The organism is Legionella shakespearei DSM 23087 (assembly GCF_000373765.1).
GTDB lineage: Bacteria > Pseudomonadota > Gammaproteobacteria > Legionellales > Legionellaceae > Legionella > Legionella shakespearei.
This window is the reverse complement of record NZ_KB892398.1, coordinates 1-18215: the sequence shown is the minus strand read 5'-3', so window position 1 is coordinate 18215 and position 18215 is coordinate 1. Positions and strand designations below refer to the sequence as shown.

Genomic DNA, 18215 nt, shown 5'->3' with positions numbered 1-18215 from the left:
CTTCGGACTTAGATCCCTGGATACCGCGGACGAGCTGCGGTACGGCGGAATCCTCCTATTGGCAAGAGTATTTGCAAGGGCAAAGCTTGTATCAATCTTTGCCTTTTCTGGAGCACGGCGGGCAGGAGGTGTTAGTCCATTATGAACTGGCGATTCAACCGGAACTGGTGAAACAAATTGGTGAGTATAGAAAAAATAATAAAGCAACTTTGTTTCATTTGATAAGCACCGCCCTGGCGATTACCTTGCATCACTATATAAAAGATGAAGATCTGGAAACAACCATCAGGCTGGCGTATTACGTCAAATTAAACAAGAAACTTGATAAATTTGGTTGTGATATCAACCTGTTACCTTTATTTGTTCCCTGTAATGAACAGGCTTCTCTGCAACAGATTCTGCAAACGGTAATTGCTGTGCGCAGTGAGCAGAAAGAACGGCAACATACACCACTAGCTGAACTTTTACCTTATCTTGATCCGGCAAGAAACACCAATCTGCCTTTGATGAATGTAGTTATTAATGAATCCCCCGGTTTATTACCCCAAGTGACCTCTGGTTTTATCAGCGAGGCTACAGGTATAGAAAACCACAGTGCAGCCACCACTTTATCGCTTGTATATGCCTTTGATGGCGAGCATTTAAGGCTGCAATTCGAATCCGCTCAGTCCATGGGCTTGCAGGTGTTATTGCGCCAGCTTGCCAGTCATTTTGAACAGGTCTTAACAATATTAGTCACGCAACCTCAGACTCTGCTAGCTGATTTATTGTTCAGAGAACCGTTCGCACCAGTATGTCAGGGTGAGTCTTTTACTTATGAAAAAGATACTTTATGGGATACTTTTGCGCGCCAAATGCATGAACATCAGACACGCATCGCCATCTCTGATGAACAGCACAGTCTGTCTTACGAGCAAACCCACTCGATCATCACTGCGATTTATGAACAGTTACAGCCATTGGATAAAGAAGAGTTAGCTAATGGGATTGCCGTATTTTTAAGCCGCACTGCCTTGCTGCCTTTGGCAATGCTTGCTGCGCTGATGGCCAGAGTGACATTCATTCCTGTAGCGGAAAACATTCCCGAGGGCGGCCGACACGCAATATTAAACGAAACAAAGTCACAGATTATCTTTGTCGATAATCAGTCTGAGGCCTTACTTTCTGCAACAGAGAAAGAAACCCTGCGCGTCATCAATATTGAATCAGAGTTAAGAAATCCGAGCCGCGACCGTCAGGAAGCGGAACCCTTGGATATACGAATAAATAAGGGCATTAACACGGATGCATCAAACCCTTCCGCTCCCTCACGGTCGCGGCTCGGATTAGACCAAAAAATTCTCCCTTTGCTTCAGAACGACATAGCCTACATCTTATTCACTTCAGGCTCCACCGGCAAGCCCAAAGGTGTCATGATCACCTACGATAATCTGACCAATTTTTTATATTCCGTCTCATCCAATCCCGGATTTACGCAGCATGACAGAATGCTTGCGCTTACCTCCATCAGCTTTGATATATCCATTAACGAATTATTATTGCCTTTGTTCTGCGGCGGCAGTGTTTTTGTTGCTGCAAACAGTGTCCGCTCCTGTCATAAATCTTTAGGCAACAGGCTCAACCAGGAATACGTTTCCGTACTGCAGGCAACCCCGTCCACACTCTCTTTGCTGATGCAAAGCGGCTGGGTTTGGCACAATAAAAATAAATTGCGTTTATGGATTGGCGGGGAGGCATTAACTGCTGATTTGGTTCGCTTCTTTAAAGGGCAAAACATTGATATTTATAATATGTATGGTCCAACTGAAGCCACAATCTGGGTCAGCGCTACCCAGATTCATTCGCCTGATGTTTTATCTATAGGCAGGCCATTGGCCAATACCTCATTGTATGTATTGGATAAGCATGGGCAAGCAATGCCCTTAGGGATTCCAGGCGAATTGGTTATTGAAGGCGATCTGGTCGGGATGGGATATATTAATCATCCATCAACCTCCTTTAAACAAAGTGACAGTGGCTTAAGACGCTATCACACAGGGGATAAGGTGCTTGCTTTGGCAAACAATACCTTGCTTTATCTCAAGCGCTATGATGACCAGGTCAAGTTACGTGGCTATCGTATAGAGCTCGAGGAAATTAATCAGCAAATAAGGACGCTGGTTCCTCATTTCATTGGATTGACCTTGGCACTTTATGAACCGGAACCTCATCTGTGCGTGTATTACACTTCGCCCGCTGATTTAAATGTGGCGCAATTAAAGGCACAATTACAGAGGGTATTTCCTGAATACAAGATTCCTCAGCGCTATCAGCTTATTTCTGCTATGCCATTGAATAATAATGGAAAAATCGACAGAAAGAGATTGATGGAAGCAAAGCGTGATGATGTACCTGTTGCTGCTGAACTATCCAGACATAAATCTTCTGAATGGAATCCTGCCGAACAACAAATTGTTGCCCTTATTGCTCAACATTTTGCGGTGACGATTACATCGCGCGATCATTCTTTACTGGATTATGGTTTTAATTCATTAAGCTTTAACCAGTTGTCTTTGTTATGCGATAAAGAATTAGGCTTAACCATCAGTTCTCATCAGTTTTATCATTTGAATACGCTGAATAAACTGGCTCAGTATTATGTATTAAACAAGAGCATTCACACGCCCATAACTGCTCCTGCGAGTTCAGGACAAATACAAGCCCACATGCCTGTCGCTATCATTGGTTATGATGCGGTACTTCCCGGTGGAAAAACCCCCGCTGAATTTTGGCATTTATTAATCAATCAGGAATGCCTGATCAGCGAACACAAGCGTCCTTGGCTTCATGGCAGGGAACGGGCAGCTTATGTTCGTGATATTGAGTGTTTTGATCGCAAATTTTTTAATCTTTCTCCAATTGAAGTCATGCATATGGATTTCCGGCAAAGGCTCTTATTGCAATGTGCTTTTCGTACCATGGAACATGCGGGCATTCCTTTCAACTCTCAGTCACCACAACAGATAGCCTGCTTTATTGCTGCTACTGGCATGGATTCATTGTTAGCATCAGCCAAGCAGGAAATACCCGCTCATCCTTATACGCTTTCGGGGAACTCGCTGAGCATGCTGGCCAACAGGTTATCCTTTTACTTTAATTGGCAAGGTCCCTCAGTAACGGTGGATACCGCCTGCAGCGGCTCTTTGGCGGCACTTGCCCGTGGTGTTGAGTGTCTGGCTTTGGGTAAAGCAGAACAGTGTTTTGTTGGCTCTGCCAATTTAATTATTGATAGTGAATTTACCAGTGCCTTACAGGCGGGCAGATTTTTATCACCGCAATATCATTGCGCCAGTTTTTCTGATCAGGCGGATGGTTATGTACGCGGTGAAGGGATTTTTGGCTTTCTGCTTAAGCCTTTGGATAAGGCCATACGGGATGGTGATAGTATTCATGCTGTAATTCATCAGGTAAGTGAAAATCATGGCGGCAGGGCAGCCTCGTTGACTTCACCCAGCCAGCAAGCGCAGACAAGCTTGCTGACCGCGGCATATACCCCGCAACTGGCGCAGCAATTAAGTTATATAGAAACGCATGGAACAGGAACAAAGCTGGGTGATCCTATAGAAATTGATGCCTTGAAAGAGTTTGAGCGCTTATCGCTTGCTAAAAATTCGCATCAGGCTGTCTATCTGGGGGCTTTAAAACAAAACATTGGCCATCTTGAAGCATCGGCAGGTTTTGCTTCTCTTCTGAAAGTTATTTTGGCGATGAAACACAAATGCCTGCCTGCAAATTATAACAATGGTTTGTTAAATCCGCTCATTAAATGGGATAACTCAAAACTTAAATTACTGACAGAAACTATTCCCTGGGAACATGAATCGTTGACGGCCGGAATCAGTTCTTTTGGTTTTGGCGGTTCCAATGCGCATGTGGTTTTATCTCATCATGCAGATAATAAATTACGTAGTGACAGTGATGAAACAGCCTTACCTATCCTCTTATCAGCAAAAACCAGGAATGCATTGCGGGCAAGAATCATAAGCCTGCTTGGTGATTTGGCCGAGGATCTTTGTTTTAAAGATGTTGCTTACACGCTGGCTATGGGACGTACCCATTTTGACTGCCGTACAGCCGTGGTTGCCAAAAACAGACAAGAACTTGTACGCAAACTGAATGACTTATTACATACTGAAGATTTAAGAAGCTCTCTGGAAACAGATGGTGTGCTTGACGATTATCTGGCAGGGAAGAACTGTGACTGGCAGCCCGTATTTGCAGCATTGGATTGCAAACGAATAAGCCTTAGTCCTTATGTCTTTGACGCGGAACCCTGTTTGCATGAATTATTTCAACATTCTTCTGATTTGGATTTAATGGCGGATCTGGGCTGGCTGAAAATAAGTGAGCATCAGAGAAAGATAACGCTAAGTAAAAATCATCCCTTTTTGGCGCAACATCAGGTATTTAATAATAGAGTATTACCCGGTGTTACTTATATTGATTTTTTGCTTCGTGAATTGAGACAGCAGCGCCCCGAGCAGAATTCATTTTGTCTGGAAAACATCTGTTGGTTACAACCAGCAGTTTGTGAGGGCGATTCACTTACTCTTATTCTTGAGACCATTCAACATCAGGATGCAATCACCTTCCAGTTTTGCAACAGCGAACGTCAGGTTCTTGCAACAGGGCAGTATACTGAATTGAAACAGGATTACGCTTCTTTATATTCCTGGTTTGAACCATCACGCAATGAATTGAAAAGGGTGGGGCTTGATACAGTAGCGGCAGATGCGGTGTATAAAAAATTCAGTCAATTGGGCATAGATTACGGCTCTTATTTTCAAGGTATCTCTTCTGTAACTTTATATGAAAATATGGCGTTGACACGCTTGGCCCTTAATCCACAAGGGGGCTGTACCGCATTACTGGATGCTTCCTTCCAATCCGGAATGGCGATCAACCTGGCCGAATCGTTACCCGGTTTAATGCCGTTCAGCCTTGGTAAAATGATTATTTTCAACCATTCCAAATTAATCCGATTGGAAAAAGCTTTTGTTTATACCTTGAAAAACTCTCCGTTCAGAACCAATTTCATTATTTGCGATGAGCAGGATGAACCTATAGTCGCCTTAATTGATCTGGGAGTAAAACCCTCACAACTGAAGTTTACAGGGGTCGTAGCCCGTATTAGCGAAGCGTAATACGGGATCGAAGTGGTAATTTCCCGTATTACGCTTCGCTAATACGGGCTACAATCCTAAAGAACTATTACATCGGTGGTGAAGAGGGTTCTCCATTCCTGAATGATGTTGTAGTGACCGGTAATGAATGGCGCTTTGATCTATAAAGTGATCGGGTATGTATCGGTTCTTCATCATTCCCTGTAGTGGCAGCAGGAGTGCTTCTGCCAGACAATTGCCGTATCATTTCTTTTGTTGAATCTTCTGATTGTTCGGAATTCTTCTGATAGGTTTGCCATAAAGAATAGTATAACGCACAGGATGCCAGCAATTCCTCATGAGTTCCTGTGGCTATAACACGCCCTTGATCGATGACTATAATTCTATCCATATACTGAGCTGCTTCTACTAATTTGTGAGTAATCATCAAAAGAGTTGTACTTTCCATATTGGTGCACAGATTGAAAAGCACATCGTTAGCAGACTGGTTGTCTAAAGGAGCTGTAATCTCATCCAAAAGAAGGATGGGGCTTTTCTTCACAAGACCTCTTAAAATAGCTACTTTTTGTTGTTGACCACCCGACAATGCTTTTCCAGCCTCACCCACATCAGTATCCAGTTGTGCGGGGAAACTTTCCAGAAAGCCCTGCAAACCTGCTTTACGTGCAATTTCCCAAATCATCTCATCCGTAAATTCTTCAGGTTTTTGTGCACCGTAACAAATATTTGCACGAATAGTACCTTTGAAAAGATTGGTACTTTGCCCTAAAAGGCTGATGTTATCTTGAAGACCATAAAGACTGACTTGGGAAATATCCTGTTCATTGATCTTGATTACTCCCGTCTCAGCTTCAAAATAACGATAAAGCAAATTAAAAAGGGTGGTTTTTCCTGCACCACTGGTACTGACCAGGGCTACTTTTTCACCTGGCTCTACCCTTAAGGACATATGCTTGAGTACGGGTTGACTAACAGCTTCACCAGCCTTGTAAGGATAGCGGAAGGTAACGTCATCAAACTCTATAGATGGACCTTGATCTGCTATTAAAGGCAAAGGAATGTCAGGATATAAATCGACCACTTCATCTGGTTTTGCCAATTCACTGTATACAAATTTTAAATCGGGCAAAGCAGCGACAAATTCATTCACTGCGCGCCCGAAAGCCGGCAGAGAGATTGATAACTGATTAAGATAAGTAACCAGCATAATGAAATCCTGCACTGTATAGCGTCCGGATTTAATTTTCATGCCCACATACAAACAGGCCGCGAGCATAGAGCCGCGAGACAGAATATAATGACCGAGGCTAATACGCAGAGGAGTAACTGCTGCCTTGGTGTCTGCTTTTGCGTATTTATTTAACCCTTCAATGACACCTTTCATAGTGTGTTCAAATTTGCCGAAGTCACGCATGGGCTTGTAGTTCATCAGTGCTGAGCTAAAGACCTGATATATTTCATTGCCGGCAGTTAATGATTTTTCACGTGCTTTGATAATAGGTCTGGAAGTCAAGGCACTGTAACCAGTATACAAAGTCATTAATGCCAGAACTCCTCCACCAATTCCCAAATCATATTGGGTTGCAAGCAGGATTCCTGCTGCCAGGGTTTCCAAAGACGTAGGTATGATCTGAGCCAGGAGAGGAGGGATAGTTGAATCGACTACGAAAAAGCTTCTTTGAAATAACAGCAGTTGTTGCGTAAAGGGTTCGGTGGTCTGACTGTACAGTGATTTGTTCAGCAAATGTTCTGTATCGCGTCTGATGAGTTCTTTGGTCGCGCGTGACTTGGTTGAGGCTATAAGTTGATCGCGCAGATTAGGAACAATTTGCGCCAAGGTATAAACACTAACCAGAGTGGAGATCAGAGCAGTTCTATTGAATGTTACGCCGGCAATATCTGCTTCCTGATCGTCACTGGTGAGTAAATTAATCAATTCACTAAAAAGATAGGGAGTCAAAAAATTGAGTCCGGTATTTACGGTAGAGAGTATCATGGCAATAGTTACTCTGGGAACATTGGCACGAGTGAAGAGCAGATGTCTTAACTGCAAAATAGCGCGCACTGAGGAAATTCCATTTTCCTGGGTATCTAGAGGTGGGGGAGGAATAAGGGCTGCTTCAATATCTTCTTCACCCTCGATATCAGTAGCCAGGTGATCCTCACCCGACATGTTAACCAAGCCTTTAGAGTAGTCGGGGTATGGGTTTTCCTGATCCAGCAAGGCCTCGGTTTCACGTGAGCGAAAACAACGTCTCATTTTATCCGATATCCACTGCAAGAACCCCATAAATGCTCCCCTAATCTTCAGGCATGATGCGATGAAGATAATTCTATAAATGAAAAAAAGGCAGCATTTTAACTTATAAGAATAAATAAATACAGTATGGGTAAAATTAATTTCAAATGGTTTTATTTGGCCATTTTTTTGGTAGCCCGCACTGCCATTAAGTTAAGGAGTTCCGCGGTACGGTGGAGTAGCGCTTAACTTAATGGCAGTGGGGTAGCCCGGTCTGCTTGCAGCCGGGATCGCACTCGTACAAATCCCGGCTGCAAGCAGGCCGGGCTACAAACCATAGAAGCCAGGCTAAGGCTCAGAAGAAGCAAATGGCACAGTTCTGTCCCCTCGCCCGCGCTAGAAATTCGTGTATAGAACTGCAGTTGAACGCGGGAGAGGGTTAGGGAGAGGGACAATATCGATCTTAACCCTCTCCCCAGCCCTCTCCCGCGATAAGAATATGATTATTAATAAAACTCCTTTCGCGGTCGAGGGAGCCAGACCCTGCTACATTTTAAGTTTCGATCCTTAGCCTGGCGTCTATGGGCTACAGACCCTGCCACTCGGCACATTCTCTCGGAAACCCCTTGCCCCCGCTGGTCTTTTAGGGCGTTGTGCGCAGGGACGCGCACACCGACCGCATGGATGCAGGTTTCCCTAAAAGACCAGCGGGGCAAGAGGTTTCTTGCTTCGGGCTTTTGCTTTGGGGCTTAATTAAAGCTCATTGCTACTTCGATCCCGGCTGCAAGCAGACCGGGCTACAGACCCTGCCAGGATTCAGGTTCGCCCGCTTATCTTTTCATCTCGGTCGCATATCCCCAGCTTTCGACCCAGAATACCTTTTTTATTTCGCCAGAAGCCTTAACCTGCTCGATAAATAATTCTTTATCGTCATTTTTAGCCGCCAGAATAACCATGTTGGCACTTTTCTTTACTGGAATAACCAGGGTTGCTTTGAAGTGTCTTTTGATTAATTGAAAAATCGTCCATTGCTCAGTGATATTTGCCAAATTAACAGCCAGAATTCCATCAGGAGCTAATCTGTTTTTACAATGCATAAAAAATTCATCGGTTCTGCAATCAGCAGGGAAATAATTAGCGTCATACAAATCAACAATCACATGATGAAACTGAGCCTGACTCTCACAAACATAATCCTCTGCATTTTCATGCACCAGAGTCAGATTAGAGATCCTGTCTAACATAAAAAATTGTCTGGCTATTTCTATGACTTCTTCGCTATTATCTACCGCAACCAGCGATTGATTCGGATTTTTTTTATTCAACAGATGAGGAATACCTGCACCGCCAAGCCCTAACAGACAACATTCTCCAGGAACATGGCGAGCCATCAGGGTAAGGGCCGGCAGATAATACAACACCGGCTTATAGGGATACCGCCTGTTAATTACTGTTTGCAAAGCCTGACTGCCAAAAGTAAGCCAGCGATAAAGGTAATTCTGAAATACCTTATAGCCTGATGGCGAGGTATAAATACATGTTCCCAGCCTGATTTTCCACATTATTAAAAAGCGGTTTGAAATGGATATATGGAACCCAGCTTCAGGATTTGGCTTAACTCATCCAGAGCAGTTAAACTCTCATTCATCAACTGTGGATCAGCCAAATCTTTAGCCGAAAGTTCCGTGCGATAATGCTTTAATACCCACTGATCCAACGTATCCAGCAATTGGTTATCGACTAAAACACCTTGATGCATGGCAGCGAGTTCATCAGTATTTAAGGGAACCCTTAAACGCAGGCAGGCAGGGCCGCCCCCGTTACGCATGCTTTGTTTGAGATCAAGATAATGCACTGCATTTAACGGATTACCTGCATCAGACAAGATGCTTTCGATGCATTGCTTCACGTTGGGATTGTTCTGACATTCATAAGGTGCTATCAAAATCATGCCTTTCTGATCGGGTAAAGTAATCAGTTGTGAATTAAACAGGTACGTGTCCACCGCATCTTTAACACTGACTTGTTCCTTTGAAATTTCAATAACCTGCAATTCAAAATCGGCTTTTTTTCTCAGTTCGTCCAGAATTGCAGCTTGATTATAAAGAGCCTCTTCATGAATAAGATATACCGATTCATTAGCCACTGAAATTACATCATTATGGAACACTCCTTGATCAACAACTGCAGGATTTTGCAGGGCAAAAAGAACTTGCTCTGCTTTTAACTGATGATTTCGGGCAACGGCCTCAGAGGCTTCTCTGGTCTGCCGCGCAGGATATTTGGCAGGCTGTGCGTCTGAATCTTTGCTTCCCAGGGCTTTCTTGCCATAAACAAATAAATTAATGGCAGAGTCAGCATGGCTTTTGCACAGGCGGTTATGATTCGCTGCTCCTTCATCACCAGTAATGCTGGATCGCGGAAGTACCGAATGATGCGTAAAATAATGTTCATCGGCAAAAAGATACTGTAATAACTTTCGGGAAAAATCAGCTTCCTGATGACGATGTAAATTACTGACCAGATTGGCGGCAGTAAAATGAACTTTCGCATCTTCAGTATCTGCACTTGCCGATACGGTTGCCGCATTGGCAGTCCACATGCACGAAGCAGAATAACAGGCACTGAGCAAGTCAGGGGCTGATTTATGAGCCTTGATAATTTGTTCTTCCGGCGTTCCTGTAAAACCCAATTGGTGCAGCAAATGGAGATTAGGTCTTTGTTGTGGCGGCAACAGGCCTTGCTTCAATCCCATATTGTGCAATAAGCGCATTTTCTCTATGCCTTGCCTGGCCGCTGCCTGAGGATTGGATAGGCTCATGGCATTGTTTTCAGATGCGATATTGCCTGTAGAAAGTCCTGCGTAATGATGAGTTGGGCCAACCAGGCCATCCATATTTAATTCAAAAACATTCATATCTATTTCCTGAAAAATGTTCCGCATGTTACTTCAATCCCGTATTACGCTTCGCTAATACGGGCTACAAATAGGGATACATCCCTCCCGGTTGCGAGCAACCGGACTACGTTATTCCAAAATAATGCCTGGTAATAATTGGGCTGGAGTCGATAACAGGGGTTGTTCCATACTTGCGATGGGATAAGAACAATAATCCGCTGCAAAATAAGCGCTGGGTCTGTGGTTACCACTCCATCCCACGCCACCAAAAGGCAGGCTGCTGGCTGCTCCGGTTGTTGGCCTGTTCCAGTTAATTAAACCGGCACGCACCTCCTGATAAAACTGTTGGTACTGTTCTTCTTTATCACTTAATAATCCGGCAGCCAGACCGTAGCGAGTCTGGTTTGCCAGTGCTATTGCATCGTCAAAATGATCATAACGATGAATTTGCACAAAGGGGGCGAAAATTTCTTCATCCGCAGGATTTTTAACCTGCGTCATATCAATAATCCCGGGAGATAAAAGTCCGGTGTATTCTGCAAGAAGGTTCATAGTCAGCAATGATTCACCACCCGCATCCATCAGTTTTTTCTGAGCATGAAGATGCTTTAATGCCTGCACATGGCTAATTACCGGTCCCATAAAGGGCTCTGGCTGTGTATCAAAAGGCCCGGCCTTTATTGCTTTAGAGGCTTTAATAAAGCGTGAAAGAAATTCATCGCCCTGGTGCGTGTTGGGAATCATTACGCGTCTGGCACAAGTGCAACGCTGTCCCGAGGTAATAAATGTTGAAAGAATGGTGTGATAAACCGCTGCATTCAAATCACTGACGGTATCAATCACCAGCGGATTATTTCCTCCCATCTCCAAGGCCAGTATCACTTCAGGCCTGTCGCTGAATTGTTGATGGATACGCAGTCCAGTAGGATAGCTGCCAGTGAAATAAACACCCTGAATGTCTTGAGCTAATAAAGCTTTCCCGCTCGCTACATCGCCCTGAATACAGTTGATGACCCCGGCAGGGATGCCGCTATCATTCCAGCACTGCATGATAAGCTCCGCAACAGCCGGGCTTTGTTCGCTGGGTTTGTAAAGAACGGTGTTTCCTGCCAGAAGTGCGGGGACTATATGACCATTACTCAAATGAGCCGGGAAATTAAAAGCCCCTAAAACAACAACGACACCATGTGGCTTGAACCGCAGACAGGCATTGGCTTCTGCTGTTGTGCTTTGTTTCGCCCCGGTTCGTTCATGATAAGCCAGAATGGATAAATTGATTTTACCAATGACCGCGGTCACTTCGGTTTGTGATTCCCACAAAGGTTTTCCGGTTTCAAGGCTGATTAATTGCGCTATCTGATTGCGATTTTTTTCCACTTGCTGTGCGAATTCTTTAACAAAATGCGCTCTTTGTTCAAAGGGGGTATTGGCCCATGCTGTTAAAGCCTGACGAGCTGAATGGGCTGCGGCAGCAACTTCCTGTTCTGTCGCATTAGAACCCTGCCAAAGCAAGGTGCCATAAGCTGGATTAATGGATTCAAGGGTGGTTCCACTTCCTTTAGTCCATGCGCCGTTGATGTAGTGGCCTTTACTGTGCATGATTGGTAATTTTGACATCATTATTCCTTATTACAATGGAGCTGCCTCATTAACGCGCATGGGCGCTATGCGAAGACTGTCGCCGCATTTCACTTCGAGCAGATTAGCGGTCGCCTTGCTGATAATGCAGGTATTTTCCTGTTCGTTGCATATCGCGTAATTAATGGTGGCGCGAAAATCCAGTTGGGTATTGGCGATTAAATATTCATTACTGCTTACTTCATCACTCAGGCTTTTAATCACCATAATACGGCTTAGTTCCACTGTCTTGATATCAGCAAGCGGTGCTTCAATGGTGGGGCCGGCATCAAAAATGTCCACATAATTATTATAGCGAAAGCCTTCTTTGAGCAGGATGTTCATTGCCGGCACTGTGGATTGGTGCGGTTGGCCAATCACTCCTTGCGCGGCAGTGGACAGGAGTTTGACATATATGGGATTGCGTGGCATTAAATCGGCTATAAATTGCTTGTTAGTAGCCAAGGTCAAACGATCCGCTTCAGCAAAAGGCATGTGGAAAAAGTGTGCGCCTACATTATCCCAAAATGGGGATTGCCCTTGCTCATCTGAAATGCCGCGCATTTCTGCAATAACCAGGGGAGCAAAGCGTTCCGGGTTGTGTGCCATAAATAAAAAGCGGCCTTTGGATAGCAATAAGCCATTATTGTTTTTTCTGTATTCAGGGGCAAGAAAAAGGGTGCATATTTCAGTACGTCCCTGATTGTCATGAACTAGGCTTAAGACTTCATAATCACTTCTGATATTGAGTGAATGACAGACGCGGGTACGCTTGGATACTTTATAGGAGTAAAAAGGTGTTTCATGCCCTGTTTTTGCTTCTATAGCTGAAGTACCCACAATTTTTTTGCTTTCCTGATCTTCAAGGACGAAAAGATAATATTCATCAGCTGGGTTGCCTACCTTTTTTTTATAAGAGTCACAAGACCAGGCAATCCGTTTTTGCAGTAATTCTTTATTTTTAGGAAGGGTGGTCATTCCTATGCCGCTTTGTTCGGCGAGCTGGTGAATTGCATCCAAATCAGTAACACGTACGCTGCGAAATAGCATCATTTTTTTAGATCCTCTAAACCGCCTTGTGCCAGATCGGACAAAAGCAAGGCACTGAGGGCGGCACGTTCTGACAGGCTGTCCAATAAAATATATTCTTCGGCACTGTGAATGTTTCCACCTCTTACACCCAGTGTGTCCAGAACAGCAAGGCCGTGGTGGGCAAGATTATTGCCATCACAGCAACCACCACTGTCTTTCCAGTCTATGGATAACCCTAATTCTTTACCCAGCATTTGTACGCGATGGAACAGGCGTTCTGTTCCGGCGCAAACTCGTTTCACTGGTCGTCCAAAACTGCCGTGAACGCTTAGGGAGTAATCAGGACGTTTTAAGTCAGCCATAATTTTATCCAAAGCGGCTCTGACCCAGAACTCATCTTCTGCCAGGCTGATGCGGATGTCCAGTTGGGCTACTGCTTTGTCAGGAACCACATTTAAGGCTTCGCCTCCAGCTATTTTACCCACATTAATGGTCACGCCATTACGTTGGCCATTTAATGCATGAATGGCGGTGACGGCTTCGGCCAGGTAGCAAATGGCATTTCGCCCTTCATCAAAAGCACGGCCGGCATGTGCTGCTTTTCCGGTGGCGACAATGGTTAATTTGCCGCTGCCTTTACGGTTTTTGGCTAAAGTGCCGGTGGCTGTCATTGCGGGCTCGTAAACCAGAGCGGCTTGATAATTTAAAGCTATTTCATCAAAAATAGCGCTGGATGCGGGCGAGCCAATTTCTTCATCGGCATTGATTAATACATCCCATCCCATTTGGGCTGCTGCGTCAGTTTGTTCAAAAGCAGACAGGGCATGTAGCATGACAATCAGCCCGCCTTTCATATCGGCAACTCCTGGCCCATTGACGTAATTGTCATTGATATAGGTCAGTTTTTGGAAGGGGTTGTTTGCTGCATAAACGGTATCCATATGCCCGCTTAAAAGTATCCTGCGTTTCAGGTGGGGGCGTTTGCTGATAAAGAGCGCATCACCGCATTGTTGGGTGCTGGTGTTGCCGGCCATATTAATAATGGACAAGGGCGCTGATTTTTTAATTTGAATGTTGTCGGCTATTGGTTCATAGGCGTGTTGTAAGGTTTCAGCCATGGTGGCCAGGCCGGTTAAATTGGTCGTGCCTGAATTGATGTCACAAAACAGATGAAGCTGATCCACCATATTTTTTTGGTTCGCTTTTACAGTATCGATTAGTCCTTTGGATGATTCAATCATGGTGTGTGCAGCTCTGAAAAATAAAGATAAACAATAGCGTAAACGAAGGGGTGGCGTCAATTCTCCCGTAGCCAGGTTTGCTGTAGCCCGGTTGCTCGCAACCGGGCTACAAAAGCCTTATTTCTTCCTCACCCTTTACAAAACCATCCACCAAGACTAAACTTGAATAATGAAACACTATTCAAGATGGGGATGTATGTCTCATGGTGGTGCGCGTCCTGGGGCTGGCCGTCCTCGCGGGCGGGGTAAGTATGGTGAAATGACCAAATCAGTACGTATTCCCGAATCCCGCATTAAAGACGTAATGAAATACATTAAAGGCGAGGATTCGTTTAAAATCCCTTTTTATTCCAGTTCGGTAAGAGCCGGCTTTCCCTCTCCGGCTGACGATTACATTGAAACCATGCTGGATTTGAATGAATATCTGATTAAGCATCCCGCAGCTACTTTTTTTGTGAAAGCCTCTGGTGATTCCATGATCCATGCCGGGATTCATTCTGGCGATATTTTGGTGGTTGATCGCAGTCTGGAGGCGACACATGGCCGTATCGTTATCGCCGCAGTGAATGGCGAGCTTACGGTAAAACGTCTGTTTCGGCAGCAGGGGCGAGTAAAGCTGGTTGCCGAGAATCCCGATTTTCCTCCTCTGGATATTACTGACGCACACGATATGGTCATTTGGGGGGTGGTTACTAATGTCATTCATGCGGTGCTTTGATGTTTGCCCTTGTGGACTGTAATAATTTCTATGCCTCTTGTGAGCGTTTGTTTCGTCCGGGGTTAATCGATAAGCCTGTTCTTGTTCTGTCGAATAATGACGGTTGTGTGATTGCTCGTTCTAATGAAGCAAAGGCTCTGGGGATTAAAATGGGAGTGCCTTATTTTCAGATTAAGGCTTTGTGCAAGCAATACGGTGTGCATGTTTTTTCATCCAATTACAGTTTTTATGGCGATATGTCGCGGCGGGTAATGTCTGTTATTGAGGAACATTGGCCTGAGGTTGAAGTTTATTCCATTGATGAAGCTTTTCTTGATTTAACAAGTTTAGCTACATCAGAACTGGATAAGTTTTGTATTTCATTACAAAAAATCATTTTTCGTTATACCGGCATGACTGTATCTATAGGAATAGGAGCCACAAAAACTCTGGCCAAACTCGCCAATCATATTGCTAAAAAGGAATTGAAAATTCCTGTGTTCCACATAGAAAAACAGGATTTCTGGTTAAGCAAAATTGCCGTAGGAGATGTATGGGGCATAGGCAGAAAGTGGGATAAAAAACTGATACAACAAGGCATTTATACCGCAGCGGATTTGGCGGCAGTGGATTTATTGGGAAAGAAATCTCAATTTAATGTGGTCTTGCGCCGGACAGTTATGGAGTTGCGAGGTATTTCCTGTCTTGGTTTAGAGGAGCCTGAGGCTAGGAAAAGCATTATTTCCTCACGTTCCTTTGGCAGCATGCAAACCGAATATTTATTTGTTTCCCAGGCAATTAGCAGCCATTGTTCCAGAGCATGGGAGAAATTACGTGATCAGGGCTTAGCCGCCAATCATCTTTCCATCATGATTCAAACCAACCGTTTTCGTCAGGATTTGCCTCAGTACCAGCAATCTATCGGGTTTAAACTGGTAAGCCCAACCGATGACTTGCGTTATCTGACCCGTTGCGCCAAATTTTGTCTGCGGAAAATTTTCCGCCCGGGGTTTCATTATCAAAAGGTAGGTGTGTATTTAGGAGATTTGGTGGAAAAAAAATATCTGCAACTGGATTTATTTAATCAGCGCTCAGATGAGGAACGCCAACAGACGGAACAGTTAATGTCTGTGTTCGATTCCATTAATAAAAAATTCGGCCGCCATACAGTACGCCTTGCTGCAGAGGGGCATGTGAGACCCTGGGCAATGCGCATCCAAATGCGCTCTCCTTCGTATACAACGGAGTGGTCTGAATTGCCAGTGGTGCGTGTTATTTAAGATCTACGTCGTCCTGAGCGCGTCTTTTGGCGCGAAGGATCTCCCCAAAGCGGCATGGTGCCACTTCGATCCCGGCTGCAAGCGGACCGGGCTACACTCCCTGCCAGCTTTCAGGAGATCCTTCGCGCCAAAAGACGCGCTCAGGACGACGTTCCGCCTCTCAGACCGCGGAGATATTACATGCTACATGCGAACATAAGGCTCGGATGACTTGAGAATGTCTTTTGGCGATGACTCAGGATCCAGAATGTCGCTTAGCGGCGCCGATGGTAATGATATCTCTTTTGCCGGGCCGTTTTTCGGATTGTTCAGCCATTCAACAGGACCAGTAAAGAGTGAAGAACCAGAGTATACCGGTAATTCAACTCCCTGGGCTTGTTTGAATGAGTCAGCAGCACGTAGTTCTGTTTGCCTCAATTCACCAGCTAATTGTTCCTGATTGCTTTTAAGGCGAGCTATAGCACGTTCAAAATCAGGGATGGTCCGATTGTTTATGGTATCTATTTCATTACTATTATCCACCATACGCGCCGAATTAGTGTTTATTGTTTCTTCATTCGTACTAATAGAATAACCATTTATCCATCCTTTAACGGCATAAACCAGGGTGGCAACGCTCAAGCCAATTCCTGCTGCTAACAAAAGTATTGGGGGGACAATAATCAATGCAGAAACAACAGCAGTTGAGGCAATAACTCCTGCCAAAAGCAAAAACAGGGGAATTGCTGAAGCGAGAGTTAATCCAGCAAATATAAGCGTCTTGTAAAACAAACTATTGCGTGTCTCAACATGTTCCTCTTGTAAAGCGCTCAATTCATTATTGTCACGTGTCAGTTGTTCATTTTCAGAAATCAGATCAGGATTTGCCTGAATCAGAGAAGCGAGTCTTTGACGGGTAAGTTGCAATGAGCGTTGGTTTTGCTCCAGATCGGCTATAGTCCTGTTCAGGCGCGCCTTCAACGAAATGACTTCTTTATCATGAATGAGGTTTTGTCTGATTAATTTCAGCAGATTTCTGAGCGCTTCATTTTCCTGAGCTGAACGAGTATTGGAGTGACTTAAATAGATCTCCAATTGATTTAGAAAAACAGAATAGTTTAACTGTTCCGCCTCTGCGATGAGAGAGGTACAATTTTTTTGAATTTCTTGTTTTTTAGTTTTGATGTCAGCAAGTAAACGAGATTGATTGTCAGATGCCAAGGTTGCAGCAATGCCAGTGCCTTTTTGTGCGTATTCCAGACGAGCTTGCAGACGCGACTCTCTTTTTTCCCGACGCTTTTCACGATCTTTATTCCATTGTTCCAGCTTCTTCAGTTCAAGGTCAATGTCGACCATACGATTGGAAAGCGCTGCAATTCTTTCTTCCAATTGACGTTTTATCTCAAAAGAATTGATGTGGGTATGAAGGTTTGTGCCTACGACCGGTGTGCTTAAGGGGTGTTGATGGACTACGGTTTGGGTAGGGCCTGGAGATTGGACAAGAAGCTCATTTACAAACAATTCACGCTCCAGTCCGGAACGCTCTTGTTTTATTGCTTCATATTCTCTGATTAAACGGCTTTGGGTAAGAGCATCTGCATGGCGAGCAGAGATATCGCGTTCCTTTTCTGCTGCATCTTCTTTTACTTGTCTGTCATATGCTGCCTTTTCCAATGCGGCTACAGCATCGGCCTCGTCTTGTTTTTCTGCTTGGGATAGGAGGCTTTCTATTTGTTTTTGGACGGAGCTAATGGCTGTTTTATCGAGTACCAGGGTCTTTAAATCAGCAAAACTTGCGCTGGAAAGGATGGCATTGAACTGTGATTTCAACTCGTGTTGGATATCAAATTTAGCCAGTCTCATGTTCGCTCCAAATAATCAATTTGTCGCATTTTAGAGCATTTTATTTGTTATATCAATAGCAATGTGAGTAAAATAAGTGCTGAAAGGGTGTTTTAAGGTTTTATCCGCAGGCCGGGCTACAGTGGCTTTGTGCTTCAGCAAAAGTTCCGCTCCCTCACGGTCGCGGCTCGGTATTCGTGCGTTCGCAGATACTTCATCGTGCAGCG

General features: G+C 44.5%; 10 protein-coding genes. 3 read left to right on the top strand and 7 right to left on the bottom strand.

Annotated features, from left to right (window positions below; all coding sequences use genetic code 11):
- The first annotated feature begins 20 nt into the window (after positions 1 to 20).
- Complete coding sequence (locus B094_RS15890) at positions 21 to 5183, top strand: AMP-binding protein (RefSeq protein WP_282705093.1); 5163 nt, start codon at positions 21 to 23, stop codon at positions 5181 to 5183.
- A gap of 67 nt (positions 5184 to 5250) precedes the next feature.
- On the opposite strand, the gene B094_RS0107910 is transcribed toward B094_RS15890, so the two are convergent.
- The 6 genes from B094_RS0107910 to B094_RS0107885 form a co-directional block, all read right to left on the bottom strand.
- Complete coding sequence (locus B094_RS0107910; protein ID WP_018577274.1) at positions 5251 to 7452, bottom strand: ABC transporter ATP-binding protein; 2202 nt, start codon at positions 7450 to 7452, stop codon at positions 5251 to 5253.
- 779 nt (positions 7453 to 8231) lie between these two features.
- Positions 8232 to 8963 carry a spermidine synthase gene (locus B094_RS0107905; protein ID WP_018577273.1) on the bottom strand — a complete coding sequence of 244 codons (732 nt, stop codon included), beginning with the start codon at positions 8961 to 8963 and terminating at the stop codon, positions 8232 to 8234.
- A gap of 2 nt (positions 8964 to 8965) precedes the next feature.
- A complete protein-coding gene (gene astB, locus B094_RS0107900; protein WP_018577272.1) occupies positions 8966 to 10318 on the bottom strand; it encodes an N-succinylarginine dihydrolase in 1353 nt (450 codons plus the stop codon).
- Positions 10319 to 10429: 111 nt separating this feature from the next.
- The gene (astD, locus tag B094_RS0107895; protein ID WP_018577271.1) at positions 10430 to 11917 is read right to left on the bottom strand and encodes a succinylglutamate-semialdehyde dehydrogenase; all 1488 of its coding nucleotides are present in this window, start codon (positions 11915 to 11917) and stop codon (positions 10430 to 10432) included.
- A 12-nt stretch (positions 11918 to 11929) separates the two neighbouring features.
- Entirely contained in the window at positions 11930 to 12970 is a 1041-nt protein-coding gene (gene astA, locus B094_RS0107890) for an arginine N-succinyltransferase (RefSeq protein ID WP_018577270.1), read from the bottom strand.
- Complete coding sequence (locus tag B094_RS0107885; protein ID WP_018577269.1) at positions 12967 to 14190, bottom strand: hydrolase; 1224 nt, start codon at positions 14188 to 14190, stop codon at positions 12967 to 12969. The genes astA and B094_RS0107885 overlap by 4 nt, the downstream gene beginning before the upstream one ends.
- A gap of 196 nt (positions 14191 to 14386) precedes the next feature.
- Here B094_RS0107885 and B094_RS0107880 point away from each other — a divergent pair, with 196 nt between their 5' ends.
- Together B094_RS0107880 and B094_RS0107875 are read left to right on the top strand one after the other, a co-directional pair.
- Positions 14387 to 14908, top strand: a complete 522-nt coding sequence (locus tag B094_RS0107880) for a LexA family protein (protein WP_018577268.1) — start codon at positions 14387 to 14389, stop codon at positions 14906 to 14908.
- Entirely contained in the window at positions 14908 to 16167 is a 1260-nt protein-coding gene (locus B094_RS0107875) for a Y-family DNA polymerase (RefSeq protein ID WP_018577267.1), read from the top strand. The genes B094_RS0107880 and B094_RS0107875 overlap by 1 nt, the downstream gene beginning before the upstream one ends.
- A 183-nt stretch (positions 16168 to 16350) precedes the next feature.
- Here B094_RS0107875 and B094_RS0107870 read toward each other — a convergent pair whose 3' ends face one another.
- A complete protein-coding gene (locus B094_RS0107870; RefSeq protein WP_018577266.1) occupies positions 16351 to 18009 on the bottom strand; it encodes a T9SS type A sorting domain-containing protein in 1659 nt (552 codons plus the stop codon).
- Between the last annotated feature and the right edge of the window lie 206 nt (positions 18010 to 18215).